This window comes from Amycolatopsis sp. NPDC088138 (genome assembly GCF_044741685.1).
GTDB lineage: Bacteria > Actinomycetota > Actinomycetes > Mycobacteriales > Pseudonocardiaceae > Amycolatopsis.
Window position 1 is genome coordinate 48,411 of sequence record NZ_JBIUTB010000006.1, and the last position, 23,912, is coordinate 72,322.

At 71.5% G+C, this 23,912-nt stretch carries 23 protein-coding genes; 14 read left to right on the forward strand and 9 right to left on the reverse strand.

Annotation, left to right across the window (positions count from 1 at the left end; genetic code table 11):
- The gene (locus ACIOD2_RS31845; RefSeq protein ID WP_400546331.1) at positions 1–198 is read left to right on the forward strand and encodes an acyl-CoA carboxylase epsilon subunit; all 198 of its coding nucleotides are present in this window, start codon (positions 1–3) and stop codon (positions 196–198) included.
- Positions 199–611: 413 nt separating this feature from the next.
- Here the strand turns inward: ACIOD2_RS31845 and ACIOD2_RS31850 are convergent, their stop codons facing one another.
- The 5 genes from ACIOD2_RS31850 to ACIOD2_RS31870 all read right to left on the reverse strand — a co-directional run bounded on the left by ACIOD2_RS31850 (position 612) and on the right by ACIOD2_RS31870 (position 5,122).
- The gene (locus ACIOD2_RS31850; protein ID WP_400546334.1) at positions 612–1,622 is read right to left on the reverse strand and encodes a carboxymuconolactone decarboxylase family protein; all 1,011 of its coding nucleotides are present in this window, start codon (positions 1,620–1,622) and stop codon (positions 612–614) included.
- Between the two features lie 11 nt (positions 1,623–1,633).
- Positions 1,634–2,842 (reverse strand): methyltransferase, encoded by a 1,209-nt coding sequence (locus ACIOD2_RS31855; protein ID WP_400546337.1) that lies wholly within the window; start codon positions 2,840–2,842, stop codon positions 1,634–1,636.
- A gap of 30 nt (positions 2,843–2,872) precedes the next feature.
- On the reverse strand, positions 2,873–4,252 hold the full coding sequence (locus ACIOD2_RS31860; RefSeq protein ID WP_400546340.1) for a cytochrome P450: 1,380 nt from the start codon (positions 4,250–4,252) through the stop codon (positions 2,873–2,875).
- Positions 4,249–4,677, reverse strand: coding sequence for an SgcJ/EcaC family oxidoreductase (locus ACIOD2_RS31865; protein WP_392772013.1), 429 nt, complete (start codon positions 4,675–4,677; stop codon positions 4,249–4,251). The genes ACIOD2_RS31860 and ACIOD2_RS31865 overlap by 4 nt, the downstream gene beginning before the upstream one ends.
- 148 nt (positions 4,678–4,825) lie before the next feature.
- Positions 4,826–5,122 carry a hypothetical protein gene (locus ACIOD2_RS31870; protein ID WP_400546343.1) on the reverse strand — a complete coding sequence of 99 codons (297 nt, stop codon included), beginning with the start codon at positions 5,120–5,122 and terminating at the stop codon, positions 4,826–4,828.
- A gap of 290 nt (positions 5,123–5,412) precedes the next feature.
- On the opposite strand from ACIOD2_RS31870, the gene ACIOD2_RS31875 reads away from it, so the two are divergent.
- The 9 genes from ACIOD2_RS31875 to ACIOD2_RS31915 all read left to right on the forward strand — a co-directional run bounded on the left by ACIOD2_RS31875 (position 5,413) and on the right by ACIOD2_RS31915 (position 12,973).
- Positions 5,413–5,733 (forward strand): DUF6235 family protein, encoded by a 321-nt coding sequence (locus ACIOD2_RS31875; protein WP_400546346.1) that lies wholly within the window; start codon positions 5,413–5,415, stop codon positions 5,731–5,733.
- Positions 5,734–5,953: 220 nt separating this feature from the next.
- Complete coding sequence (locus tag ACIOD2_RS31880; RefSeq protein ID WP_323336650.1) at positions 5,954–6,439, forward strand: DUF6423 family protein; 486 nt, start codon at positions 5,954–5,956, stop codon at positions 6,437–6,439.
- Between the two features lie 34 nt (positions 6,440–6,473).
- The gene (locus ACIOD2_RS31885; protein ID WP_400546349.1) at positions 6,474–7,790 is read left to right on the forward strand and encodes an NAD(P)-binding protein; all 1,317 of its coding nucleotides are present in this window, start codon (positions 6,474–6,476) and stop codon (positions 7,788–7,790) included.
- Positions 7,783–8,223: a DUF6187 family protein gene (locus tag ACIOD2_RS31890; protein ID WP_400546352.1), complete on the forward strand. Its 441-nt coding sequence runs from the start codon at positions 7,783–7,785 to the stop codon at positions 8,221–8,223. The genes ACIOD2_RS31885 and ACIOD2_RS31890 overlap by 8 nt, the downstream gene beginning before the upstream one ends.
- Positions 8,195–8,746: a carboxymuconolactone decarboxylase family protein gene (locus tag ACIOD2_RS31895; RefSeq protein WP_400546355.1), complete on the forward strand. Its 552-nt coding sequence runs from the start codon at positions 8,195–8,197 to the stop codon at positions 8,744–8,746. The genes ACIOD2_RS31890 and ACIOD2_RS31895 overlap by 29 nt, the downstream gene beginning before the upstream one ends.
- Before the next feature lie 112 nt (positions 8,747–8,858).
- Complete coding sequence (gene aroF, locus ACIOD2_RS31900; RefSeq protein WP_400546358.1) at positions 8,859–9,905, forward strand: 3-deoxy-7-phosphoheptulonate synthase; 1,047 nt, start codon at positions 8,859–8,861, stop codon at positions 9,903–9,905.
- A gap of 109 nt (positions 9,906–10,014) precedes the next feature.
- Positions 10,015–10,485: an SRPBCC family protein gene (locus tag ACIOD2_RS31905; RefSeq protein ID WP_400546361.1), complete on the forward strand. Its 471-nt coding sequence runs from the start codon at positions 10,015–10,017 to the stop codon at positions 10,483–10,485.
- Positions 10,486–10,490: 5 nt separating this feature from the next.
- Positions 10,491–11,690 carry a cytochrome P450 gene (locus ACIOD2_RS31910; RefSeq protein ID WP_400546364.1) on the forward strand — a complete coding sequence of 400 codons (1,200 nt, stop codon included), beginning with the start codon at positions 10,491–10,493 and terminating at the stop codon, positions 11,688–11,690.
- A 98-nt stretch (positions 11,691–11,788) separates the two neighbouring features.
- Complete coding sequence (locus ACIOD2_RS31915) at positions 11,789–12,973, forward strand: FAD-dependent monooxygenase (protein WP_400548848.1); 1,185 nt, start codon at positions 11,789–11,791, stop codon at positions 12,971–12,973.
- Between the two features lie 15 nt (positions 12,974–12,988).
- Here the strand turns inward: ACIOD2_RS31915 and ACIOD2_RS31920 are convergent, their stop codons facing one another.
- Entirely contained in the window at positions 12,989–15,163 is a 2,175-nt protein-coding gene (locus ACIOD2_RS31920) for a molybdopterin oxidoreductase family protein (protein ID WP_400546367.1), read from the reverse strand.
- A gap of 88 nt (positions 15,164–15,251) precedes the next feature.
- Complete coding sequence (locus tag ACIOD2_RS31925; RefSeq protein WP_400546370.1) at positions 15,252–16,685, reverse strand: FAD-dependent oxidoreductase; 1,434 nt, start codon at positions 16,683–16,685, stop codon at positions 15,252–15,254.
- A 229-nt stretch (positions 16,686–16,914) separates the two neighbouring features.
- Here ACIOD2_RS31925 and ACIOD2_RS31930 point away from each other — a divergent pair, with 229 nt between their 5' ends.
- Positions 16,915–17,682: an SDR family NAD(P)-dependent oxidoreductase gene (locus ACIOD2_RS31930; RefSeq protein ID WP_400546373.1), complete on the forward strand. Its 768-nt coding sequence runs from the start codon at positions 16,915–16,917 to the stop codon at positions 17,680–17,682.
- A gap of 385 nt (positions 17,683–18,067) precedes the next feature.
- The gene (locus ACIOD2_RS31935) at positions 18,068–19,477 is read left to right on the forward strand and encodes a multicopper oxidase family protein (protein ID WP_400546376.1); all 1,410 of its coding nucleotides are present in this window, start codon (positions 18,068–18,070) and stop codon (positions 19,475–19,477) included.
- Positions 19,478–19,583: 106 nt separating this feature from the next.
- Here ACIOD2_RS31935 and ACIOD2_RS31940 read toward each other — a convergent pair whose 3' ends face one another.
- Positions 19,584–20,144 (reverse strand): NUDIX domain-containing protein, encoded by a 561-nt coding sequence (locus ACIOD2_RS31940; protein ID WP_400546379.1) that lies wholly within the window; start codon positions 20,142–20,144, stop codon positions 19,584–19,586.
- A 9-nt stretch (positions 20,145–20,153) separates the two neighbouring features.
- Positions 20,154–21,314 carry a DegT/DnrJ/EryC1/StrS family aminotransferase gene (locus ACIOD2_RS31945; RefSeq protein ID WP_400546382.1) on the reverse strand — a complete coding sequence of 387 codons (1,161 nt, stop codon included), beginning with the start codon at positions 21,312–21,314 and terminating at the stop codon, positions 20,154–20,156.
- Positions 21,315–21,523: 209 nt separating this feature from the next.
- Here ACIOD2_RS31945 and ACIOD2_RS31950 point away from each other — a divergent pair, with 209 nt between their 5' ends.
- Positions 21,524–22,921 (forward strand): nucleotide sugar dehydrogenase, encoded by a 1,398-nt coding sequence (locus ACIOD2_RS31950; RefSeq protein WP_400546385.1) that lies wholly within the window; start codon positions 21,524–21,526, stop codon positions 22,919–22,921.
- Positions 22,921–23,907 (forward strand): NAD-dependent epimerase/dehydratase family protein, encoded by a 987-nt coding sequence (locus ACIOD2_RS31955; protein ID WP_400546388.1) that lies wholly within the window; start codon positions 22,921–22,923, stop codon positions 23,905–23,907. The genes ACIOD2_RS31950 and ACIOD2_RS31955 overlap by 1 nt, the downstream gene beginning before the upstream one ends.
- Positions 23,908–23,912 lie beyond the last annotated feature (5 nt).

Consider the following 23,912-nt stretch of genomic DNA (forward strand, 5'->3'; position numbering starts at 1 on the left):
ATGTCCACTGTGGACGAACTGGTGCTGGTCGTACGCGGCGCACCGGACGACGCGAGCCTGGCGGCCCTGGTGGCCGTCCTCGTCCGGTGCGCCGGGGCGGCGGCGGCCGGACCGCCGCCGCCCCGGCGTTCGCCGTGGGCCGGCGAGACCTGGCGCCCCGGCCCCGGCGCCTGGCGCCGCTCCGCCCTCCCGCACTGACCCCTTCCCCCGGGCCCGGCTTTCGCCGCCCGGCCCCGGCCGCGTGTCGACCCTCCCATCACGCGTGTCGGCTCCGCAATCACACGTGTCGGCTCCGCAATCACGAGTCGGCTCTCCCCTCACGTGGTCGACTCGCGTGTTCGGAGGGTCGACACGTGTGATTCCGGGGTCGACACGTGTGCTTGGGAGGTCGACACGCGTGATGGGAGGGTCGACTCGCGTGATTGGGAGGTCGACACGTGTGCTTGGGAGGTCGACACGTGATGGGAGGGTCGACACGCGTGATTGCGGGGTCGACACGGGGATTCCGGGAGTCGGCTCGCGGGTTCGGGGTGGGACCCGTGTGATGCGGCGGGACGTGGGAAGCCGGCCCGGCGCGTCAGCGCCGGGCCGGCTTCGGGGGAGGGCGGGGGTCAGGCCGGGGTCGCCACCCAGGTGCTGATCCGGCGGGCCGCGGCCATGCTCGCCCACGCCGCCAGCTCGATCAGCGTGTCGTCGCCGGGGGCGGTGGTGCGGAAGGCGGCCACCAGGGCGTCGTCGACCTGGTAGGACGCCAGCGCGATGGCCAGCGCCAGCCGGCCCGCGGGGCGGTCGGCCTCGTCGAGACCGGTGACGGCCTCCTCGAGCCAGGAGCGGCTGAGCCCCGGCGGCTGACCGTCCCAAGTGGACAGCCGCTCGCGCAGCAGCGTGCGCACCGCGGGCGGCACCGAGCGGTCTCCCGCCGCCTCCGCCGCCGCGTAGGCGCGGGCGAACGCGTCGGCCACGAGCGCGTTCGGGCGCGCCCAGTCCAGGTCCTCCGGCACCGGCGCGGCCGGCAGCAGGTCCAGCGACTCGCCCGGCCGGGGGGCCTTGTCCGACGGCCGCAGCACGCCGCCCAGGACCTTCCGCGCCTGCGGCTTGGCCGACTCCGGGACGTGCGACGGGAACGGCGAGTCACGCAGGAACACGTTGACCACGCGGTTGTAGTACTGGAACGCCACCGCGACGCCGATCAGCTCGGGCGCCTGCTCCGCCGGGAACGGCGGGACGCCCGCCGGCCCGGTCGCCGACACCCGGGCCCACTTCTCGAGGGCCTCCCGGTCGGACTCGCCTGCCGGGATCGCGGCGAGCGTCATGCCGTGGACGTCGACGCAGTACGGGCAGCTGTTGGCTTCGGACACGCCGGTGGCCACGGCTTCCTTGCCCGCCCGGTCGGCCCGGCCCGGCGCCAGCAGGGTCTCCCGCAGGATCGCCCACGCCGCCGCCATCGCCTCCGGGGCCGCCGAGTGCAGCGCCACCGGCGGCGCGAGCATGCTGAAGTCCCGTTCCACCTGCCGGTACACCGCGGCGACCAGGCCGCGGGCCCGGCTCCGCCGCACGACCTCGACGTACCGGGTGTCGCGGAGCGACCTGCGCACCGCGAACCGGACCAATCCTGCGACCATCAAAGGGCTCCTTATCGGGCGGTGTTCGCGCGGGCGATGACGGCACCCACCACGAAGTCCGGGTACTCCTCGGCGATCGCGTCGACGTCGGGCAGGATCGTGACGTCGGCCAGCCCGGCCGCCTCGAACGTGGCGCGCCAGGCCGCCGGGGTGAGGAAGCCGTGCGTCGGCCGCTTCACCGGGTCGGTGATGACGTCGGTGAAGCTGTCGAGGAAGTCGAAGATGATCTCGGCGTGGATCGGCCGCGCGAGCTTCGTCGGGCGCACGCACTCGGACACGACGACCGCCCCGCCCGGCTTCAGCGCCTTCGCCGCCTCGGCGACGACGAAGTCGAGGTCGGGCGCCACGTGGAAGCAGTTCACCGCGTATACCGCGTCGAACGTGCCCGGCTCGACCCCCTGCGACTCCCACGGCAGCGTCATGTCGATGCGGGCCGACTCGACCGTCGTCGACGGCGACGCGGCCGCGTTGGCCGCCCGCTCGCCGTGGCGGGCGAAGGTTTCCGCGACCTCGGTGAAGCGGTAGCGCGTGACGTCGGAGCCGAGCGTGCGGAGCACCTCCTCGGCGCCGCTGCCGCAGCCGCCGCCGATCTCGAGGATCTCGAACGTGCCGCCGTCCGCCTCGGCCGCGAGGCGGGAAAGCGCTTCCGCGCCGACCTTGTTGTTGATGGAGTACAGCAGGTTGTCGTTGGAGAAGTACTTCAGCCACAGCGGGAGCTGCGCGGGCGCGAAGAGGATCTCGTCGCCGGTGGCTTCGCCGGCGAAGAACGTCTTCGCCTCGTCGATGAGCGTCCGCAGGATTTCGACGGCGACGGCGGCACCCGGTTCCCGCGCGGCGAGCTCGGCGGCGACGTCGTCGAACGACGGGACGGGCACCGTGCCGGGCACGTACCGGCCGCCTTCCCGGGCGAAGATCCCCGAGTCCGACAGCTTTTCGTACAGGAAGTGCAGGGGGATCGTCCGGCGCCACGGGATCGACAGCTCCTGCTTGGCCTGCGGGACCGAGGTGCCGGCGGCCGTCGGCAGGGCGCCGATCGCGGAGAGGATCCGGTGGGCGGTCGCGTCGACGAGACGGGCGAACGTCTCGTTGGCGGCCAGGAAGCGGAACGGGAAGTGCTCCCGGACGCCCTCGTCGGCGATGGCGGCTCGCAGCTTCGCGAACTCCGCCGCTTTCGGGTGGTCTTCGGGCCGGCCGTAGCCGTTCTCCGCCTGCTCAGTCATGTTCACTCACTTTCGCGATGTCCGACGGGGTCAGGCCGCGGCACGGCCGGCGTCCGGGAACGAGCGGACGGTCAGGGAGAGCCCGCCGCCGAGGCGCAGCGACATCATCGGTTCCGGCTTGACCGAGAAACCGGGCACCGGATCGAACCGCAGGTCGCGCATCAGGGAGGAGATGATGAAGGTGGCCTCCATCATGCCCAGGTGGTTCCCGACGCAGAACCGCGGACCGGCGCCGAACGGGATGTGCGCGTACCGCGGCCGGTCCGACGGCACGTCCGGGTCGAAGCGCTCCGGGTCGAACCGCTCCGGCTCCGGCCAGTACCGCGGGTGCCGGTGCAGGATGTACGGGCAGATGAGGACTTCCGAGCCGGCCGGCACGTGGTAGCCGCCGACCTCGTCGTCGGCGAGCGCGCGGCGCGGCAGGATCCACACCGGCGGGTTCAGCCGCATGGCCTCCTGCAGCACCATGTGCGTGTACCGCAGCTTGGTCAGGTCCTCGTAGGCCGGGCGCCGGTCGCCGTAGACGGCCACCGCCTCCTCGTGCAGCCGGTCCCGGACCTCCGGGTGCCTGCTCACGTGGTCCAGCGTCCAGCCGACCGTGCTGGCCGTCGTCTCGTGCCCGGCCAGCAGCAGCGTCACCAGCTCGTCGCGCATGCGGCGGTCGGCGACCCGCTTGTCGGTCTCCTTGGCGGTGGAGGCGATGAGCCGGGTCAGCACGTCGTCACCGGTCGCGGACGGCTCGGCCTTCCGCTTGGCCACGAGGAGCCCGACGACGTGCTGCAGGTGCTCACGGGCCGACCGGAAGGCGCGCTGCCCCTTCAGCGGCAGCCACCGCGGCACCATGCCCAGCGTCTCCATCTCGAACATGGCCTGGTCCTGCACGGCCTCGAAGGAGTGCTCGACCGCGTCGAACGCGCTGAGGTCGGTGTCCAGCAGGGTGCTGCCGAGCACGCCGAGGGTGAGCGCGGTGACCTCGGACAGCACGTCCGTGGGCCGGCCGCTGTCGCGGTGGACGGCGAGCCGCTCGACCAGGCCGAGGGCCTCGTCGATGATCACGTCGGCCTGCGCGGCGATCCGCTTGTGCTGGAACACCGGCTGGATGGTGCGCCGCTGTTCTTTCCACAGCGCGCCTTCCGACGTCAGCAGCCCGTCGCCCAGCGCCCGCTTGGCCTCGGTGTAGCCGATGCCCTTGTGGTAGTTCGCCGCGTTGTCGGCGAGCACGTGCTTGGCGTGGTCGGGGTGGTTGAAGATGTAGAGCGTCTTCGGGCCGATCGCCACCCGCACCGCGTCGCCGTACTCGCGGACCGCCTCGCTCATCAGGCCCAGCCGGTCCGCGCGGAGCTTGCGGAGGATCCCCGGAGCCGCCCGGCGCGGCGGTCCCGGCGGAACCCGGCGGGTGGCGCCGGTCATGCGCCGGGGTGGGGCAGGCCGGTCTTCGCGGTGCTGTTCTGGTAGGCGGCGAGCCGCCACTGGCCGTCGGTGCGCACGGCGAACCAGCCGGCCCGGATGGCCTGCTCGTCGGAGACCTCGGTCTCTCCCTCGGCCAGGACGCCGCCGGAAGAGAGCAGCAGCGCGGTGTCGGGACCGAAGAAGCGCAGGCTGATCGGCTTGCCGACGACCTGGGTACCGGCGTAGGTGGTTGCGAACGCCTCGGTGAAGTAGGCCTTGATGTCCTGGCGGCCCTGCCGGAAGATGCCCGGCAGGATCAGTGTGCCGTCGTCGGTGAACAGATCGGCGATCGCCGACGCGTCACCGTGGGCCCAGGCGGCGAGCATCTTCTGGGTCATCACTGCGACGGCTGCCTGGTCGGCGGCCGACGCCTCGTTCGTGGTCATAGTGCTTCCTTTCGGCGCGAGCGACGAGAACCGCGGGCGGGCACGGGGAAACGGGCCGAAAACGGGGACACCCGCGGTCGGCCGGTACGTCCAGGTTCGCACCGGCGGGCCCCGGAACACGTCTCCCGCTGTGCGGGAACCGGTGCCCTCACGCCGCCGCGTCGCGCTCCTGCGGCCGGATCGCGCGCAGCCGGGACTCGGCCTGCCGCTCCCGCGCGGCGGCGTGCGTGCTGTGGCCGCGATGTACGGCCACGTAACGGACTTCGCCGTCGACCAGCACCTCGAGCCCGGTCGGCTGCCCCGGCCGGAACCGCGCCCCGCACGCGGCGCAGGTGCGCTGGCGCTCGGCCGCGCTCTCCGGCGCGCGCCGGAGAGCCGGTGCGGACGGCGGCGGGCCGGTCCCGGTGGCGGCGAAGCCCTCGCGCGGGCTGAGCTGTTCGGTCATGGGGCACCTCGGATGCGGACGCCGGTGTCGTCACCGGGGGACGGGGGTATGCGGAACTCCTGACCTCCCAGTGCACACCCCACGGCTTCGGCGCGACCACTTGCGCACTGCGCACCTTGTCCGCTAGTGCACGGGCTTCCGGGTGCCGGAGCGCACGATCGGAGATGATCTCGGGCCCCTTCCCGGGTGACACTGGAGGCTGTTTGGGCCGGAGTGTCACCGGGCCCGGCGCGGGCCTGGCCCGCGTCCCCGTCCCGGGTACCTCGCGACGTTGGTTGGGAGGCCGGCGGATGGCAATGCGCCTCCAGCTCGTCGATGGACTCGAGTTGCTCGAGGAGTGGGCTGAATCGGCGTCACAAGCCGAGCGAAATGTTGTTTACGAGGCATTGTTCGCTATTGGCGACGGTTCCGCTTTCCTGATTTACGACATTTTCGGCGACCCGGACGACCGGAGCAATTTAATCGTCTCGGTGCGGCCGCAGCTGGTGCTCAAGGTGCTGGTGCGGCGTGCGGACTCGTCGTTCGAGATCCGCCACGTCGGCGCCCCCGACCACACGGACGGTGACGTCGCCCCAGCTCGCGAGGAGCCGAGCAGCCCGGAGGGTGCCTAGGCCGAACGGGTTACGGCGGCGCCCGCCCGGTGCGTGCGATTACGCGCGGTCGATCATGTATCCCTCACCTTGACAGCCTCTCGCGGCGTGTGAAAGCCTTTTCGTGTTCGCTGGTCAGCCCTTATTCCTGGGGTCCTTGTCATAAGGAGGCTGCACCATGTCGTCACCGGAATTGCCCGGACTCGACGTCCACGGCCGGGTCCGAGCTCGTGACATCCAGATGACCGGGGTGGCCGACCTCGGCCGCCGGGTCCTGATGATCACCGGCGCGATCGACACCACCGACCACGACGTCTCGATCAGCGTGTCCCTGCCCGAGGCGGGCCGCTGGCAGGTCATCAAGGCCGAGACGAACCTGACCGACCGGACCTGGGTGGCCATGCAGGCGGTGCTGGACGAGGACTCGACGTTCGTCGACGACCCCGGCGCCGCGGTGATGTCCCCGCAGTTCGCGAAGTCCTTCATGACGCCCGACCAGCGGCGCCTCACCTTCTACGACGGTGAGGTGCGCCCGGGCGAAGCGGTGCTGAAGATGTATTCGATGGAGACGAGCGGCCGCAAGCCGGGGTACTTCTACTCCCGCTACAGCCCGATCGCCACCGACAGCGCCGAACAGTCCCTGGAGACGCTCGAGCAGCTGGTCGCCAACGGGATGCAGCAGCGCCCGGTGGTCGAGCTGGCGGTGCCGATCACCGTCCTCGATTGAGCCCCGGTGCGGGCGCGGCGACCCTGGGGGACCCGTGATCAAGTTCGTGCCGGAGCCGCACCTGCTGGACTCGCCCCGCGGGCGTGACTGGCCGCGCCTGAGCGTGGCCGGGGCACCAGGCCGCCCCGGCGCGCCGGGGAACAGCGCCGACGTCGTCATCGTCGGCGCCGGCCCGGCCGGGCTCGCGGTCGCGTCCGCGCTGTGGCACCACGGCGTGCGCGACGTCGTGCTCCTCGACCGCGAAGGCCGGCCGTGCGGCCGGTTCTTCGACCGGATAGACCGGCTGGGCCAGCGGGTGCTGCGTTCGCCCTACGAGCACCACCCCGGCGTCGAGGGCTACCGCGACTGCGAGCTGCTGGACTTCGCGCGGCTGCACTGGTCGCGGCTCACCGAGGTCGAGCGGCGCGAGATCCGGATGGCGCAGGCCGGCCACCGCTCGGTCGTGCCGGTCGACGTCTTCGAGGCCTACTGCGACCACCTGGTGACGAGCCACCACGTCGGCGAACGGACGTGGCAGGCGTCGGTGCGCGAGGTGCTGCCCACCGCCGAAGCGGTGACCGTGCGCGCGAACCGGTTCACCGTCACCGCCCCCCACGTCGTGCTCTGCCTCGGCGAGGAACGGCGTTCGGCGCCCGAAGCCTGGTGGGGCGGCGGCACCCCGCCGCGCGGAGTGTCCTATTGGGATGAACCGGTGCCCGCCGGCGGGCACCGCCGGATCGTGGTCGGCGCCGGGCTCACCGCGGCGCACCTGCTCACCGCCTCGCTCGAGGCGGGCCACGAGGTCCACTGGGTCGTGCGGGAGACCGAAGAGCGCTACCAGTGCGCCGACGTCAACTCGTCCTTCTTCCGCCCCGAAGGCCGCGCGCGCTTCGACGGGGTGGACCGGGCCGGGCGGCTGGAGCTGATGGGCCGCCACCGGCGCGCGTCCATCATGTTCGAGTTCCGCCCCCGGCTGCAGCAGGCCGAGGCCGAGGGGCGGCTGGTCGTGCACCGCGGCGAGTCGGTCAAGGAGGTCGGCGACGGCAGCGGCGGGGTGGTGTGCCGGCTGGAGAGCGGCCGCCTGATCGAGGCGGACCGGGCCGTGCTGGCCCTCGGGACGACGCCGTCGATCGGCGGCGGCCTGCTTCCCCCGGACGTCGTCGCCGAGCGCGACGGCTGGCCCGCCCTCGACGAGCGGACGCTCGGCTACACCCGCGCGCCCCGGGTTTCGGTGGTCGGCGCGGCGGCCGGGCTGGTGCTCGGCCCGGCCGCGCGCAACATCGACGGCCACCGGGTGGCGACCGCGCGGGTGGCCGCGTCGATCGCGCACGGCCTGCGCCACGGGCGGGTGCCGGCGGTGGCCCATGCCTGACACCCGGTTCACGCTGCCCCCGATCGACGACCCGCCCGCGACCGAGGTCGGCATCATCCTGCTCGGCCTCGACGCGCGGCGCCTGCTCGCCGGGCTCGGCTTCGCCCGGATCGCCGACGACCCGGCGCTGGTGACCCAGGCGGTCGACCTGGCCCGGCACGAGGTGGCCGGGCTCGGGTTCGCCGACCTGGTCGCGGCCGGGCGGGCCCGCTGGCGCGCCGTCCGGGACCTCGTCGAAAGCCGGGCCGAGACGTCGGCTTCGCCGCGCCGGGCGTGGGCCGAGGCCGCCGGGCGCGTCACCACCGCTGTCCCCGAGGCCGGTCCGGCCTCGGTCGCCTACTTGACGGCCTGTTCGCTGCGTCGCGGGGAAGTCGACCGGGTCGCCGACGGAGACGGAGAATCCGATGTCGTACCTGAAGTTCCTGCCGGCTGAGACGCGGCTGCTGGACGTCTTCAAGGCCCACCCGGGCCCCGCCCGCCCGCTGCTGGAGCTGCACGAGCAGGTGATGCGGGCCGACTCGCCCTTCACCGCGGGCGAACGCGAGCTGATCGCGGCGTACGTCTCGGGTGTGAACAGCTGCGACTACTGCCACGGCATCCACACGATCACCGCGGAGGCCTTCGGCGTCCCGGAGGGCACGCTCGCCGCGGCGGTGCGGGACCTCGAATCCGCGCCGGTGGACGAGAAGCTCAAGCCCGTGCTCGCCTACGTCGGCAAGCTGACCCGCACGCCGTCGCGGATCACCGAGGCCGACGCCGAAGCCGTGTACGCCGCCGGCTGGAGCGAGGACGCCCTGCACGACGCCGTCCTGGTCTGCGCGCTGTTCAACTTCATGAACCGCATGGTGGAGGGCGTGGGCCTGCGCGCCGACGAGGCCTACGCGACCGAGTCCGGCCAGCGGCTGCACGACGGCGGGTACACGGGCCTGGCCAAGTTCCTCACCGACGAGGGCTGACCCTCCGGCCCTGCGCAACCGCGAGGACGCAGGGGCTCGCCGCGCTGCCGGATGCTCGGTACCGAGGGCCGCCGACGGTGGCGGCCGCAGCCGGGGAGAAGGTGCCGAACTCATGGTCATCGTCATGGCGACCGATGCCGCGGCCGGAGACGTCGATGCCGTCGTCGACCGGGTGACGGCGGCGGGCGGGGAGGCCTTCGTCAGCCGCGGGGTGAGCCGGGTGATCATCGGGCTGGTCGGCGACGTCGACGGGTTCGAGGCGCTCAACCTCAGCGCGCTGCCGGGGGTGCACAGCGTCACCCGCATCTCCGCCAAGTACAAGCTGGTGAGCCTGGAGCACCACAAGGAACGCTCCACGGTGCACGTCCGCGGCGTGCCGATCGGCCCGGACACCATCACCCTGATCGCCGGGCCGTGCGCGGTGGAGACGCCGGAGCAGACCCTGGAGGCCGCGCGGATGGCGCAGGCCGCGGGCGCGACCCTGCTGCGCGGGGGCGCGTTCAAGCCCCGCACCTCGCCCTACGCCTTCCAGGGCCTCGGCGAGCTCGGCCTGCGGATCCTCGCGGATGTGCGGGCCGAAACCGGCCTGCCGGTGGTGACCGAGGTGGTCGCGGCGCACGACGTCGAAATGGTCGCCCAGTACGCGGACATGCTCCAGATCGGCACCCGGAACATGCAGAACTTCGCGCTGCTGCAGGCGGCGGGCGAGGCCGGCAAGCCGGTGCTGCTCAAGCGCGGGATGAACTCGACCATCGAAGAGTGGCTGATGGCCGCCGAGTACATCGCCCAGCGCGGCAACCTCGACATCGTGCTGTGCGAGCGGGGGATCCGCACGTTCGAGACGGCCACCCGCAACACGCTCGACATCTCCGCGGTGCCGGTCGTCCAGCGGCTTTCGCACCTGCCGGTGATGATCGACCCGTCGCACTCCGGCGGACGGCGCGACCTCGTGCTGCCGCTTTCGCGCGCGGCGGTCGCGGTCGGCGCGGACGGCGTGCTCGTCGACGTCCACCCCCATCCCGAACAGGCGCTGTGCGACGGCCCGCAGGCGTTGCTCGCCGACGACCTGCGCGTGCTGCAGCAGTCCATCGAGGAGCTCGCCGAGGTGCTCGGCCGCCGTCCGCCGACGTGGTGGAACCGCCGGCTCCTGGCCGGCTGAATTCCGCACCCGTGCGCCGGATCGCGGGTGCGCACGCTCGAATGTTCCGCCGTGGCAGGGGTTCTGGCTACCGTGCGGTGACGGTTCCCCTCAACTCCGTGGAGATGTCGTGATTCTCAAGCCGAAGCACACGATGTACCAGACGACCGTGCTGGACGCCGATCCGGACGCGGTCTGGTCCGAGGTCCGCGACGTCCTGAAGCTGGTGAAGATCCTCTTCGGGGACACCGTCGGCGGCGTGGAGTGGGTCGAGGGCGGCTCGCCGGAGCGGGTGCCGTCGCGCTACGAGTTCACCATGCTGGCCAACCAGGGGCTGGTGCAGCAGGAGGTCGCCGGGCGCAACGACGTGGCCCGCTCGCTCACCTACCGGACGCTCGCGCCCGTGCTGTGCCTCTACGACTACGTCGCCACCTACCGCGTCTTCCCGGTGACCAACGACCCCGGCCGCAGCTTCCTGGAGTACTCGCGGGAGTTCATGGTCACCGACGACGCCGAGCCGGGCATCGTCGAGGCGCTCATGACCATGATGGACAACCAGATCAGCGTCGTGCGCGACTACTTCGCCCCGCCGGCCCAGTAGCCACAATGGACCGCACGGACGTCGCCTTCCTGGACGTCACCGCGCCCGGGTTCGGTTTCGGGACCCCGGAAGTGGCCGAGGCGCAGGCGAAGAACTGGTACGCGGACAGCCCGGTCGGCCTCCTCGTGCTGCGCTACGCCGAGGCGCGCGCGTTGCTGCGCGACCAGCGGCTCGACCACAACGGCAAGCGCTTCATGGAGATGAACGGCGTCTTCGGCGGGCCGATCCACGACTGGTTCGTCCCGATGATCATGAACCACGACGGCGCGCACCACCGCCGCCTGCGCGGCCTGGTCGGCAAGGCCTTCACCCCGCGGATGATCGACGGGCTGCGGCCGTTCGTCCGGGAGCGGGCGCGGCGGCTGGCCGAACACGTGGCGTCGGCGGCGGAGTGCGACTTCATCGAGGAGTTCGCCAACCCGCTGCCGCTGGCCGTGATGAGCGAGATGCTCGGCGTGCCGCCCGAGGACCACGAGCTCTTCCACACCTGGACGACGGACATCGGCCTGGTGTTCAGCATCGCGCTCGGCGGTGACGTCGTGACCCGCGTCGAGACCGCGCTCGTCGGGCTCAACAAGTACATCGACGAGCTGGTCGAGGCCAAGAAGGCCGCGCCGGGTGACGATCTCGTCTCCGCGCTCGTCGCCGCCCAGCGGGAGGATCCGCTGATCAGCGCGGCGGAGCTGCGCAACCTGATCGTCACCACGGTGTTCGCGGCGCACGACACGACCCGCCACCAGCTCGCCAACGCGATGGTCGCCTTCGCCGGGCACCCGGACCAGTGGCGGCTGCTGGGCCGCCGTCCCGAGCTCGCCGGCCAGGCGGTCGACGAGGTCATGCGCTGGCTGCCGTCCTCCCCGACGATCTACCGGTTCGCCGCGCAGGACTTCGACTTCGAGGGCCTGCACATCGCCGAGGGCACCTTCCTCACCATGGTGGTGACCGCCGCCCAGCGCGACCCCCGCGTCTTCCGCGACGGCGCGGGGTTCGACATCACGACCACCTGCGACGCACCGCTGCTCCAGTTCGGCGCGGGACCGCACCACTGCCTCGGCATCGCCCTGGCCAAGCTGGAGCTGGGCGAGGCGCTGCCGGCGCTGGCGGCCCGGCTGGGGGCGCCGGAGTTCGCGGGTCCGTTCACCTGGCGGCCGCCGATCGGCATCCACGGGCCGAACAGTCTCCCCCTGCGCTTCGGCGATCGCTGACACCGGACGCGTCGTCGCAGGCCCGGGCCGTGGCCACCGTACAATGAGGACCGAGATCCGTACGGTGGACTGGGGGCACGGTGAGCGGTATCAGGGTTCTGGTGGCGGGGGCGAGCATCGCGGGGCCGGCGCTGGCCCACTGGCTGGTCCGGCGGGGGGCCGAGGTGACCGTGGTCGAGCGGGCGCCCGGCCTGCGTCCCGGCGGGCAGGCGGTGGACGCGCGCGGGGTGACCAAGGACGTCATCGTGCGGATGGGGCTGGACGCGCCGGTGCGCGCGGCCCGCACCGAGACCGCCGGCGCGCACACCGTGGACGCGGACGGCGCCGTGCTGGAGACCTTCAGCGCGGAGGACGACGGCGGCGACGGGTACATCTCGGAGATCGAGATCCTGCGCGGCGACCTGTCCCAGGTGCTCCACGACGACACCCGCGACGACGCCGAGTACGTCTTCGGCGACCGGATCGCCGAGCTCACCCAGGACGCCGACGGCGTCGACGTGACCTTCGCGGGCGGCGACCGGCGGCGCTTCGACCTGGTGATCGGGGCGGACGGGCTGCACTCGTCGCTGCGGGGGATGGTCTTCGGGCCGCGCGAGCGGTTCGTCCGCCACCTCGGGCTCGTGCTCGCCTTCTACAGCGTGCCCAACGAGTTCGGCCTGGACCGCTGGCTGCTCGACCACCAGGACAAGGCGTCCGGGCGCTCGGTGAGCCTGCGGCCCATCCGGGACGCCACCCGGGCGATGGCGATGTTCTCGTTCCCCGCGGCCGACTTCGACGTCGACTACCGCGACATCGAGGCCCAGAAAACCCTGCTGCGCGAGCGGACGGCCGGCCTGGGCTGGCTGACCCCGAAAATCCTCGCGCACCTGGACGACACCCCGGACTTCTACCTCGACCAGGTCGCCCAGGTGGTGCTCGACCGCTGGTCGAGCGGCCGGGTGGGGCTGCTCGGGGACGCGGCGTTCTGCGCGTCGCCGATGTCCGGGCAGGGCACCGGCCTCGCCCTGGTCGGCGCCTACCTGCTGGCCGGGGAGCTGGCCGCCGCCGGCTGGGACCCGGCGGCCGGGTTCGCCGCCTACGAGGCGCGGATGCGCTCGTTCGTCGAGGCCAACCAGGAGATCGGCCGGCTGCACGTGGACAGTCTCGCCGCGGCGGAGCCTGGCGCCGAGCCGGCCCCGGAGCCCGACATGGAGGCACTCACCGCGCTGGTGGAGCGCGCGCTCAACGGCGTCGAGCTGCCCGATTACGCCGGGGTGCCGGACTCCCGGGCCGCCACCACGTGACGGCCCGGTAGCCGGTCAGGCCGGGTACGGGCCGACCGTGACGGGCACGCCGTTGAAGACCGCGTTGCCGGACGGGACGTCCACGACCAGCTCGTCGGTCAGCGTGTTCGCGTTGACCCCGGGGTGCTGCGCGGCGACGCGCTGCGAGCTGCCCGCGTGCCCCCAGCCGTGCGGGAGGCTCACCACGCCCGGCATGATCGAGTCGGTCGGCTCGACCTCGACGACCAGCTCGCCGGCCGACGACCGCACGACCGCCCGCTCGCCCAGGCCGTACCGGGTGACGTCGGCCGGGTTGACGTGCAGCGTGCACCGGTTGCTGCCGCCGACGAGCGACGGGACGTTGTGCAGCCAGCTGTTGTTGGACCGCAGCTGACGGCGTCCGATCAGCAGCACCTCCGGCGCCGGCTCGGCCAGCCGGGCGCGCAGCCGCGCGAAGTCGGCGACGATCGGCTCCGGCGTCAGCTCGACCTTGCCCGACGGGTTGCACACCAGCTCCTTCAGCCGCGGCTCGAGCGGGCCGAGGTCGATGCCGTGCGGCTTCTCCTTGAGCTTGGCCAGGGAAAGACCGTACGGGCCGAACTTCAGCAGGGTGTCCAGGATCTGCTCCGGGCCGTCGTCGCCCTCGATCGTGGCGCGCAGCACCTCGACGTCCATGCCCTCCACCGGGGAGCCGGGCATCTGCGTCGCCCCGGTGAGCAGCTGGCCGATGAAGCCCTCGTCGACGGCGCCCGCCGGCACCTGCAGCGGGGCACCGCCCGCGATCAGCGTCAGCCGCGCCAGGATCTCCGCCTCCGACCGCTGGTCGTCGTCGAGCGGCAGGGCCGCGGGGGAGTAGCGGGTGTAGTTGCGCACCATCACGATCTGCATCAGGAAGTCGTAGTGCGCCATCTGCAGGATGCGCGGCGGCGGCAGGATCACGTGCGCGCGCTTGGTGGTCTCGGTGAGGTACGGGTCGACGCAGACCATGAAGTCCAGCTCGTCGAACGCCCGCCCGAACCGCGGCCCGTTGGGGGCCGCGACCACCTGGTTGGCCGCGATGTTGATCAGCGCCCGGACCTGACCCTCGCCGGGTGTCTCGATCTCGTCGGGCAGCGTCGCGGTCGGCAGCTCGCCGAGCACCTCGGGGAAACCCTTCACGCGGCTGCGCCAGCGGTCCCACTCGAACGGCTGGCCGGTGCGGAACACCTCGAGCGCGGCGGTCCGGGTGAACATCGTCCCGCCGGGGTTGTCGAGGTTGCCGGTCAGGATGTTGATCACGTCGACGAGCCACTGCGTGATCGTCCCGAACTCGACGACCGACCCGCCCATGCGCGAGTACACCGCCGCCGACGGCGCCGCGGCCAGCTCGCGGGCGAGCCGCGCGATGTCCTCGGCCGGCACGCCGCAGACCAGCTCGGCCACCGCCGGCGAGAACTCCTCGGTCAGCGCCTTGAGCTCGTCGAGCCCGGCGACGTCGAGGGTGACCGTGGCGAGGTTCTCCTGCAGCAGCGTGTGGACGATGCCCAGCAGCAGCACCGAATCCGTGCCCGGCCGGACGAAGAAGTGCTCGTCGCAGGCCTTCGCGGTGCGGGTGCGGCGGGGGTCGACCACGACCAGCTTGCCGCCGCGCTTGCGCAGCGCCCGCAGCCGCGCCGGCATGTCCGGGGCGCAGAACAGGGAACCGTGCGACTCCATCGGGTTCGCGCCGAGCACGAGCAGGTAGTCGGTCCGGTCGATGTCCGGCACGGCGATGGCGAACGGGTCGCCGTAGAGGTGGGCGCAGGCCACGTGCTTGGGCATGTGGTCGATCGTGCCGGAGGAGTAGACGTTCTTCGTCGCCAGCGACTGGATCAGCGGGATGCGGTACAGGAACCCGGCCATCGTGTGGTAGGTCGGGTTGCCGAAGTAGACGGCGACCGCGTCCCGGCCGTACTTCTCGATGACACCGGTGATCCCGCGCTCGACGGCCGCGAACGCCTCGTCCCACGAGGCCTCCCGCCACTCGTCGCCTTCGCGGATCATGGGGTGGCGCAAGCGGTCCGGGTCCTCGTCGAGGTTGCCGAGGCTCGCGCCCTTCGGGCAGATGTAGCCCTTGGTGAACGGATCCTGCTCGTCACCGCGCACCTTCGTGACGCGGCCGGCGGGGTCGAGGTCGATCTTCAGTCCGCAGACGGCGTCGCAGATGGGACAGGTCCGGTGCGCGGTGGTCATCGGCACTCCAGTGGTCGGATCGCCCCTACGGGCACGGCCACGGGAGTCCCGGCGGGACTCCCGTGGCCGATGTGAACGGTCGGTGCGGTCATGCCGCCTTCGGCAGCTCGGCTGCCTCGCCGCCGAACGCCGGTTCGACGCCTTCGGCGACCGGGAACTCGAACTGCACCCGGCTTTCCTTCGACGGGCCGAACAGCGACTTCCACAGCACCTTGAGCGCGAAGCCCGGGCGCATCAGGGCCTCCGGCTTCTGGACGAGGCCGGCGGTCTTGAAATACTCGGCGGTGATGGCGCCGTCGTGGGTCGCGGCGATCTGCACCCGGCGCAGGAACCAGTTGCCCATCTTCACCTTGAAGGTGCGCTCGCCCTCGACGCCCGGCAGGCTCAGGTCGATCTGGTTGGTCATCTCCCACGCCTGGTCGATGGCGTCGGTGGCCAGGTCCCGGAAGTAGTCCTGCGGCACCGGCGCGGCCCCGCTGTGCAGGTGCTGGCGCAGCACCAGCGCGCAGAGCGCGGCGACGCTCATGCCCTGGGCGTACACCGGGTTGAACGTGGTGACGGCGTCGCCGGTGACGAGCAAGCCCTCGGGGAAGCGGCGCAGCTTCTGGTAGTGGCGGCGCAGCGTCGTCGGGAACTTGAACGGCATCGCCTTGTCGACCGGGTCCGCGTACCGCAGGGTGTTGTAGACGTCCTTGACGGGCAACGCCTTCAGCCACCCCATGAGCGCGTTGTACTCGGTGGGCGGGTGGTCGCCGAGGATGCCGTAGGTGGTCAGCTCGACCTTGCCGTCCTCCACCAGGAAGAAGACGTTGCCGCGGGGCGCGACGTCGTGCGCGATCTGGTTGATCGCGACGTCGTTGACGAACCCGTTGGCGCCCTCGCGCAGGCGGAAGTGCTGGGTCACGTAGCCGAGGTCGATCTTCTTGCGCTCCTCGAACGGCTTTTCGTAACCGAGCTGCTCCAGCCAGACCGGGGTCCGCGAGCCGCGGCCGGTGGCGTCGACCACCAGGTCGGCGTCGATGACCTCGTCGGTGTCGGTGCCGCGCTTCTGCACCCGGGCGCCGGTGACCTGGCTCTTGTCCGCCGACGTGGTGAGGCCGAGGATGTCGTGCTCTTCGATGAACTTCACGTTGGGGATCTGCTGCACGCGCTCGCGGATGAAGTACTCGAACATCGGCCGCACCACCCCGAGGGTGGTCAGGCCCGCGTGCTGCTGCTTGAGGCGGTTGCCCCGGGCGTACCACCGGCAGCTGCCGGACAGGTCGCCGGTCGGCACGCCGTTGTCGATCATCTCCTGCGTGAGCCCCGGGAAGAGCTCTTCCATCACCTGCACGCCGCGGGCGAGCAGGCCGTTGGCCTGGTGGCTCTGCGGGCAGAACCGCCGGACGCCCTTGACGCCGACGAGCTTGTCCCGGTCGACGATCTGGACCTCGTCGTAGGCGTCCGCGAGCACCTTGGCTGCGAACAGGCCGGCAATGCTGCCTCCGAGCACCACCGCGCGGGTCCCAGCTTCCTGGCCCATCGCGGTCACCTCCCTGATTTCGTGATTGACATATCTGAGGGGCCCTCACATCGTGTCGCCGGCGGATTCGGCCGTCCTGCAAGCATCACACCGCCCGCGGTGCCAGGCTTCTCTGCCGTTGCGGGGTCGAGGCCGGGCTTCACCGCGGCCCTGGCCGGGCACCACCCGGAAGCGGGAACCACGCAATGAAGAAGACGCCGTGTGCCTGCCGCCGGTGTGAACTTGTCGCATGTCCGAATTCGCAGGAAAGACGGTTCTCATTACCGGCGGTGGGAGCGGCATCGGTCTTGCCACCGCGAAGCAACTGGTCGAGGCGGGGGCGAACGCAGTGATCGCCGGGCGCCGCATCGAGCGTCTCGAAGTCGCGGCGAAAGAGCTGGATCCCACTGGTGATCGGGTTCTCGCCGTGGCCACGGACGTGGCCCGCACCGACGAGCTCGACGAGCTGGTCAGCCGGATCAAGAATCGTTTCGGCCGGCTGGACGGTGTTTTCGCCAACGCCGGGCTGGCTTACGGCGGCCCGGCCGCGGTGGTCACCGAGGCCGATTTCGACCAGGTCTCCACCGTCAATTTCAAGGGTACTTTCTTCACGATCCAGAAGGCGGTGACGCTGTTCGACGACGGCGGCGCCGTCGTGATCAACGGTACCTTCCTCGCGCACCGCGGCGTGGGTCCCGCCTCGTTGTACGCCGCGACGAAGGCCGCCGCGACCAACCTGGCCCGCTCGCTCGCCTCCGACCTGGCCGGCCGGGGAATCCGGGTCAACGCGGTCAGCCCTGGTTACATCGATACGGAGATGCTCGACGGCCTCGCTCCGAACGAACAGGCGCGCACCGCGTTCCGCACGCAGATCCCGCTCGGCCGGTTCGGCCGGGCCGAGGACATCGCCGAAGCGGTGACCTTCCTGCTGTCGCCGCGGGCGGCTTTCATCACCGGCCAGGACCTCGGGGTGGACGGCGGGCTGGCGAACTCGGTTCCGCTCGAGGCGCCCAGGTGAAAGCGGCCGGGTGACGGTGCGGAACGGATCGCGCACGGAAAGACAGAATGGGCTCGGCCACGCGGCCGGGCCCATTCTCTTTGCGTGATTGACCGGTATCACCCCCGGTGCCGGGTCCGTCACTGCTCGGGTGACGGTGCGGAACGGCTCGTGCACGGAAAGGCAGAATGGCCGCGGCTGTCCGCCCGCGGCCATTCGTTGTGCATTGCGTGTCGGCTTCGTTGGCTTCTACCGCATCCATAGAGATGCCCGCGCCCGGCGGACCGCAGAGGATCGCGGTGGGGAGCGCACTGGAATGCGGTGCCAAGAAGAAACAATGAGCTCCGAGGAGCGGACAATGTTGAACCGAAGAAAACTTCTGGGGTGGATGACGGCGGGTGGCGTCGTGGGGGGCGTGGCCCTGATGCCTTCGGCCATGAGCGCGGGGGCGGCCACGGGCGCACCGGACCACACCGGGCACGAGGCGGCGGCCGGCGGCCCGCCGGCGGCGGCCGGTACCCGCGTGGCCGCACAGTTCTCGCAGTGCATGCCGGTGCCGCAGCAGCTGTCGCCCACGCGCCGCGGCGGCACCGACGTCTACCAGATTCCCATCAAGACGGCGCAGTTCGCGTTCACGCCCGGCAAGCCGACGCCGGTGCGGACCTTCGGCGGCCAGTTCATCGGGCCGACCATCCGCGCCAAGACGGGCACCCCGGTGGAGGTCACGTTCACCAACCAGCTGAACGTGACGTCCAACGTGCACCTGCACGGCGGCCACAACGCCTCGGCCGACGACGGCTACCCGATGGACCTGATCGCGCCGGGTGCGAGCCGCACGTACCACTACCCGAACAAGCAGCAGGGCGCGACGCTCTGGTACCACGACCACTCGCACGGTGCCGAAGCGGAGAACGTCTACAAGGGGCTGCACGGCTTCTACATCATCGACGACCCCGCGGAAGCCGCGCTGAACCTGCCCAGCGGGCAGTACGACGTGCCGATCATGATCCGCGACGCCCAGATCGACGCCAACGGCACCCTGGTCTGGCCGAGCTCCGTGCCGGACCGCACCACGGTGCTCGTCAACGGCGTGGCGGCGCCGTACTTCCAGGTGGCCGCGCGCAAGTACCGGTTCCGCCTGCTCAACACGGGCAACGAGCGCGGGTTCCGGCTCACCCTCGGTGGTCTCCCGATGGTGCAGATCGGCTCCGACGGCGGTCTGCTGCCGGCGCCGGTGACGCGGACGGACATCACGTTCACCTCCGGGGAACGCGTGGACATCGTGGTCGACTTCTCCGGTCAGCCGATCGGGTCCAAGTTCGTGCTCTCCGACGTGTCGGGACCGGTGCTCCGGTTCGACGTGACGCGCACCGCGGCCGACACCAGCCGGGTGCCCGCCACGCTGCGGGCGCTGCCCGCGCTGGGCACCCCGACCGTCGAGCGGAACGTCACGATGCGGTTCGACGACTCGGGCAACGTCGGCCTCGTCAACGACCTGCCCTACGACCCGAACCGGGTGGACTTCCAGGTCAAGCGCGGCGCGACGGAGATCTGGAACGTCACCAACACCGACACGGTGTGGGGTGCCCCGCACACGTTCCACCTGCACCTCGAGCAGTTCCGGGTGCTCTCCCGCGACGGCGCGGCGCCGACACCGGACGACGTGGGCCGCAAGGACACGGTGCTGGTCATGCCCGGTGAGACGGTCCGGGTCCAGGCGACGTTCACCGACTACCTGGGCAAGTACCCGTTCCACTGCCACTTCCTGGACCATTCCTCGATCGGGATGATGGCGCAGATGGAGATCGTGCCGTAGCGAAGGTCCACATCGGACAGGCGGGTCCGCCCGCCTGTCCGATGTCCCCGGAGGCTCGGGGAAGAGGAAGCGATGAGCGGCGGAGTACCGCCGGGTGTGGTCGCCCTCAGGCCGAGCCGCGCTCGGCGAGCAGGTACAGGCCGTAGGCGGCGACCGTCGAGTTGTCCTTGATCTCGCCGTCGCGGATCATGCGCTCGAACTCGCGCCGGGTGACCCAGCGGTGCCGCATGTCCTGTTCGGACGGTTCGCGGTCGGGCGGGCCCGGGGTCAGGTCCGTGGCCACGAAGACGTCGCAGGCCTGCGGGCTCGCGCCGTGCCAGGCGAGCATGTGGCCCAGGTGGCGCAGCGCGCCGGCGCGCAGGCCCGTCTCCTCGGCGAGCTCGGCGCGGGCCAGCTCCTCCTGCGTCCCGACGCCCCAGTCCGGGAAGCACCCCTGCGGGAACTCCCAGTAGCGCCCGCGCACCGGGTAGCGGTACTGGTCGACCAGGTGGAACCCGTCGTTCTCGGTCGCCATGACCAGGGCGAAGTCGGGCCGCTCGATGACGGAGTAGATCCCCTCGGAGCCGTCCTGGCGTTCGATGCGGTCCTCGTGCACCGCGAGCCATTCGTTGCGGTACACCAGGCGCGTCGACAGCCGGCGGATCGGCGGATCGTCGACTTCGCTCACGACGCCCGCCTACGCGGCCTGGTCGAGGGTCCGTGCCGTGACGCACTCGCGCACGGCGTCGACGACGCGGCGCACGTCGTCGTCGCTCAGACCCTGGTGCATGGGCAGCAGCAGGGTGCCGGCCGCGGCCGCCTCGGTGTTCGGCAGCGGGGTCGTCCAGCCGTAGGAGGGCACCTCGTGCAGCGGCGGGTACCGGAACGTCGTGTAGACGCCGCGGGCGTAGAGGTCGCGGGCGACGACGTCGCGCAGTTCCGGGTCGAGCTGCACCCAGTACATGTAGTGGGACGTCCGGTGCCCCGCGGGCAGCGTGGGCGGGCGGCGCAGCCCGGCCAGGCCGGCGAAGCCCTCGTCGTAGCTCGCCGCGACCTCGGCCCGGCGGGCGATGAACTCGGGCAGCCGCTCGAGCTGGACGATGCCGATCGCGCTGAGCACGTCGTTGGTGGTCGAGCGGCGGGAGAACGACGTGACGTCGAAGTCCCACCAGCGGGTGCTGGCGCGCATGGCCTGGTCGAAGCCGCTGCGCTGCTCCATGCCCAGGTAGGCCACCTTGGGCGCGCGCGCCGCCAGCTCGGGGTCGCGGACGTAGAGCATGCCGCCGTCGACGGTCACCACGATCTTGCCGTGGTCGAAGCTCCACATGGCGATGTCGCCGAACGTGCCGCACGCCTGGCCGTCGACCTGCGAGTCGACGGCGATGGCGGCGTCCTCGATGAGCTTGACGCCCCGGTCGCGGCACAGCGCGGCGATCGCGACGACGTCACCGGGGTGGCCGCCGTAGTGCAGGACGATGACCGCCTTGGTGCGCGGGGTCAGCGCGGCCTCGATGTCGGCCACCCGCGGGTTGAGCGTGTGCGCGTCCACGTCGCAGAACACCGGCCGCGCGCCGCGCGAGGCGATCGCGTTGGCGGCGCCGACGAAGCTGATGGAGGGCAGGACGACCTCGTCGCCGGGGCCGACGCCGAGAAGGTCCATCGCGATGAATGTGGCCTCGGTGCACGAGTTGACCGACACGACGTGGTCCCGGCCGACACCGATGTGCTCGGCGAAGCGCGCCTCGAACTCGGCGGTGCGCTTGCCGCGGCCGATCCAGTTGCTCTCGAAGACTTCCCGCACCGCGGCGAGTTCGCGTTCGCCGAGACAGGGTTGCATCACGTTGATGAGGTCGTTCATGGGCTCCCCTACCGACCGGACACTGGTCTTCGACACTCCCACCGCGCCCGCCCGGATGGCCTCTTCTCCAGTGCGGGTGTGGGCGCCCCCCTCCCGGCGTGCTCTGTTCCGCTCGGGGCAAGGGAGAAGTGGTCCGCCGCCGTGGCCGTCGGTGACCCTGGGACACAGGCGGCCGGCGGCGCCGACCGCGACATCGATTGGAGACGCGGATGCGATTCCTGTCCGAGAACGAGCCGATCACGGTGGCCGTGATCGGCTTCGGCTACGTCGGCTCGTGCGTTGCCGCGACGCTCGCGGACCGCGGGTTCGACGTCGTCGCGATCGACAGCGACCCCCAGCTGATCGAGGAACTCTCCTGGGGCTACTTCCGGATCGAGGAAGCGGGCCTGCCCGACATGGTCTTCCGCACCATGGAGGCGGGGAAGCTGCGGGTCACCACCGACTTCGCCGAGACCGCCGCGGCGGACGTGATCCTGATCTGCGTCGGCACGCCGGTCCGCGACGACGGCTCGCTGTCCTCGGAGCAGCTGATCGGCGCCTGCCGTGAGCTGCGCAAGCACCTGCGGCGCGGGCAGCTCGTTGTCCTCAAGAGCACCGTCCCGCCCGGCACGACGCGGGAGGTCGTGCTCCCCGAGCTGGAGAAGAGCGGCCTGCGCGGCGGCGCCGACTTCAGCCTCGCGTTCACCCCGGAGCGGCTGGCCGAGGGCACCGCGCTCGCCGAGCTGCGCGCGTTCCCGATCGTCGCGGGCGGCTACAGCGAGGCCTGCGTGCGCGACGCCGTCGAGTTCTGGCGGCGCGGGCTGGGCGTCGAGGTGATCCGGCGCGACTCGCTGGAGGCGGCGGAGATCATCAAGCTGGCGAGCAACTGGTGGATCGACCTGAACATCGCGCTGGCCAACGAGCTCGCCAAGTTCTGCGCGATCTACGGCGTCGACGTCCTCGACGTCGTGTCCGCGGCCAACACCATCCCCAAGGGCACCGGGAACGTCAACATCCTGCTGCCGAGCGTCGGGGTCGGCGGCTCGTGCCTGACCAAGGACCCGTGGATGGTGTGGAAGTCCGCCCAGGAGCACGGGGTCGACATCCGGACCGCGGCCACCGGCCGTGAGGTCAACGCCGGGATGCCGGAGTACACCGCCCAGCTGGCGATCGACGAGCTGGTCCGCCAGGGCAAGGACCCGGCGCGCTCCGTCGTCGGCGTGCTCGGCCTGGCGTTCAAGAACAACACCGGCGACCTGCGGGCGACCCCGACGGCGGCGACGGTGAAGGCGCTGCGGAAGGCGGGCGCGACCGTGCGCGTGTACGACCCGCTCGTCGAGGCGAAGCAGGTCGAGCCGATCTTCGGGATCGCCCCGTCGGCGACGGTCGAGGAGACCGTCCGCGACGCGGACTGCATCGCGGTGCTCGCCCTGCACCGCGACTTCGAGAGCATCGACTTCGCGGCCCTGCCGGTGGCGAAGCCGTGCGTGCTGCTCGACGGGCGCGCCTACTACTCGAAGGAGCGGATCGCCGAGCTGACCGCCGCCGGCTACGCCTACCGGGGCGTCGGCCGCGGCAGTGCGCTGCGGAAACCCGAAGGTGGCGTCGAGTGGGCGGAGGCGAGCTGATGGCGGGTCGTGTGTCGCGACGGGTCCTGGTCACCGGCGGTGCCGGGTTCATCGGCCACCACCTCGTCGAGCGCCTGCTGGACCGCGGTGACGAGGTCACCGTCTTCGACGCGGTCGCGCCGCGCGAGGCGGCCGGTGACCGGGTCCGGGTCGTCGAAGGCGACCTCCGGGACGTCACCGCGCTCGGCCGGGCCGCGGCCGGCGCCGACGTCGTGTTCCACCTCGCCGCCGTGGTGGGGGTGGACCAGTACCTCTCGCGTCCCCTCGACGTCGTCGACATCAACTTCACCGGCACCCGCAACGTGCTCGAGGTCGCCGACCGCGCCGGCGCCAAGGTCGTGCTCAGCTCGACGAGCGAGGTGTTCGGCAAGAACCCGGCGGTGCCGTGGCCCGAGGACGGCGACCGGGTGCTCGGCTCGACCGCGTCCGACCGGTGGTCCTACTCCTCGAGCAAGGCCCTGGCCGAGCACCTGACGTTCGCCTTCGCGCGCCAGCACGGGCTCGAAGCGACGATCGTGCGCTACTTCAACGTCTACGGCCCCCGCCAGCGCCCGGCCTACGTCGTCAGCCGGTCGGTCCACCGCGCGCTGAACGGGAAGCCGCTCGTGGTCTACGACAAGGGCCTCCAGACCCGCTGCTTCACCTTCATCGACGACGCGGTGGAAGGCACGCTGCGCGCCGCGGAGCACCCGGGCGCGGTCGGCGAGGCGTTCAACATCGGCAGCATGGTCGAGACCACCGTGGGCGAGGTCGTGCGGCTCATCGGCGAGCTGACCGGCGTTCAGTCCATTGTGGACGTCGACACCGCGGAGAAGCTCGGGGCGTCCTACGAGGACCTGCTGCGGCGCGTGCCGGACAACGCCAAGGCGGGCCGGATCCTCGACTGGCGGCCGGAAACGTCGTTGCGGGACGGATTGATCAAGACCATCGAGTGGGCACGGGCGAGCGACTGGTGGCTCAACCTGTCCGACAACGGAGCCGTGTGACGGCC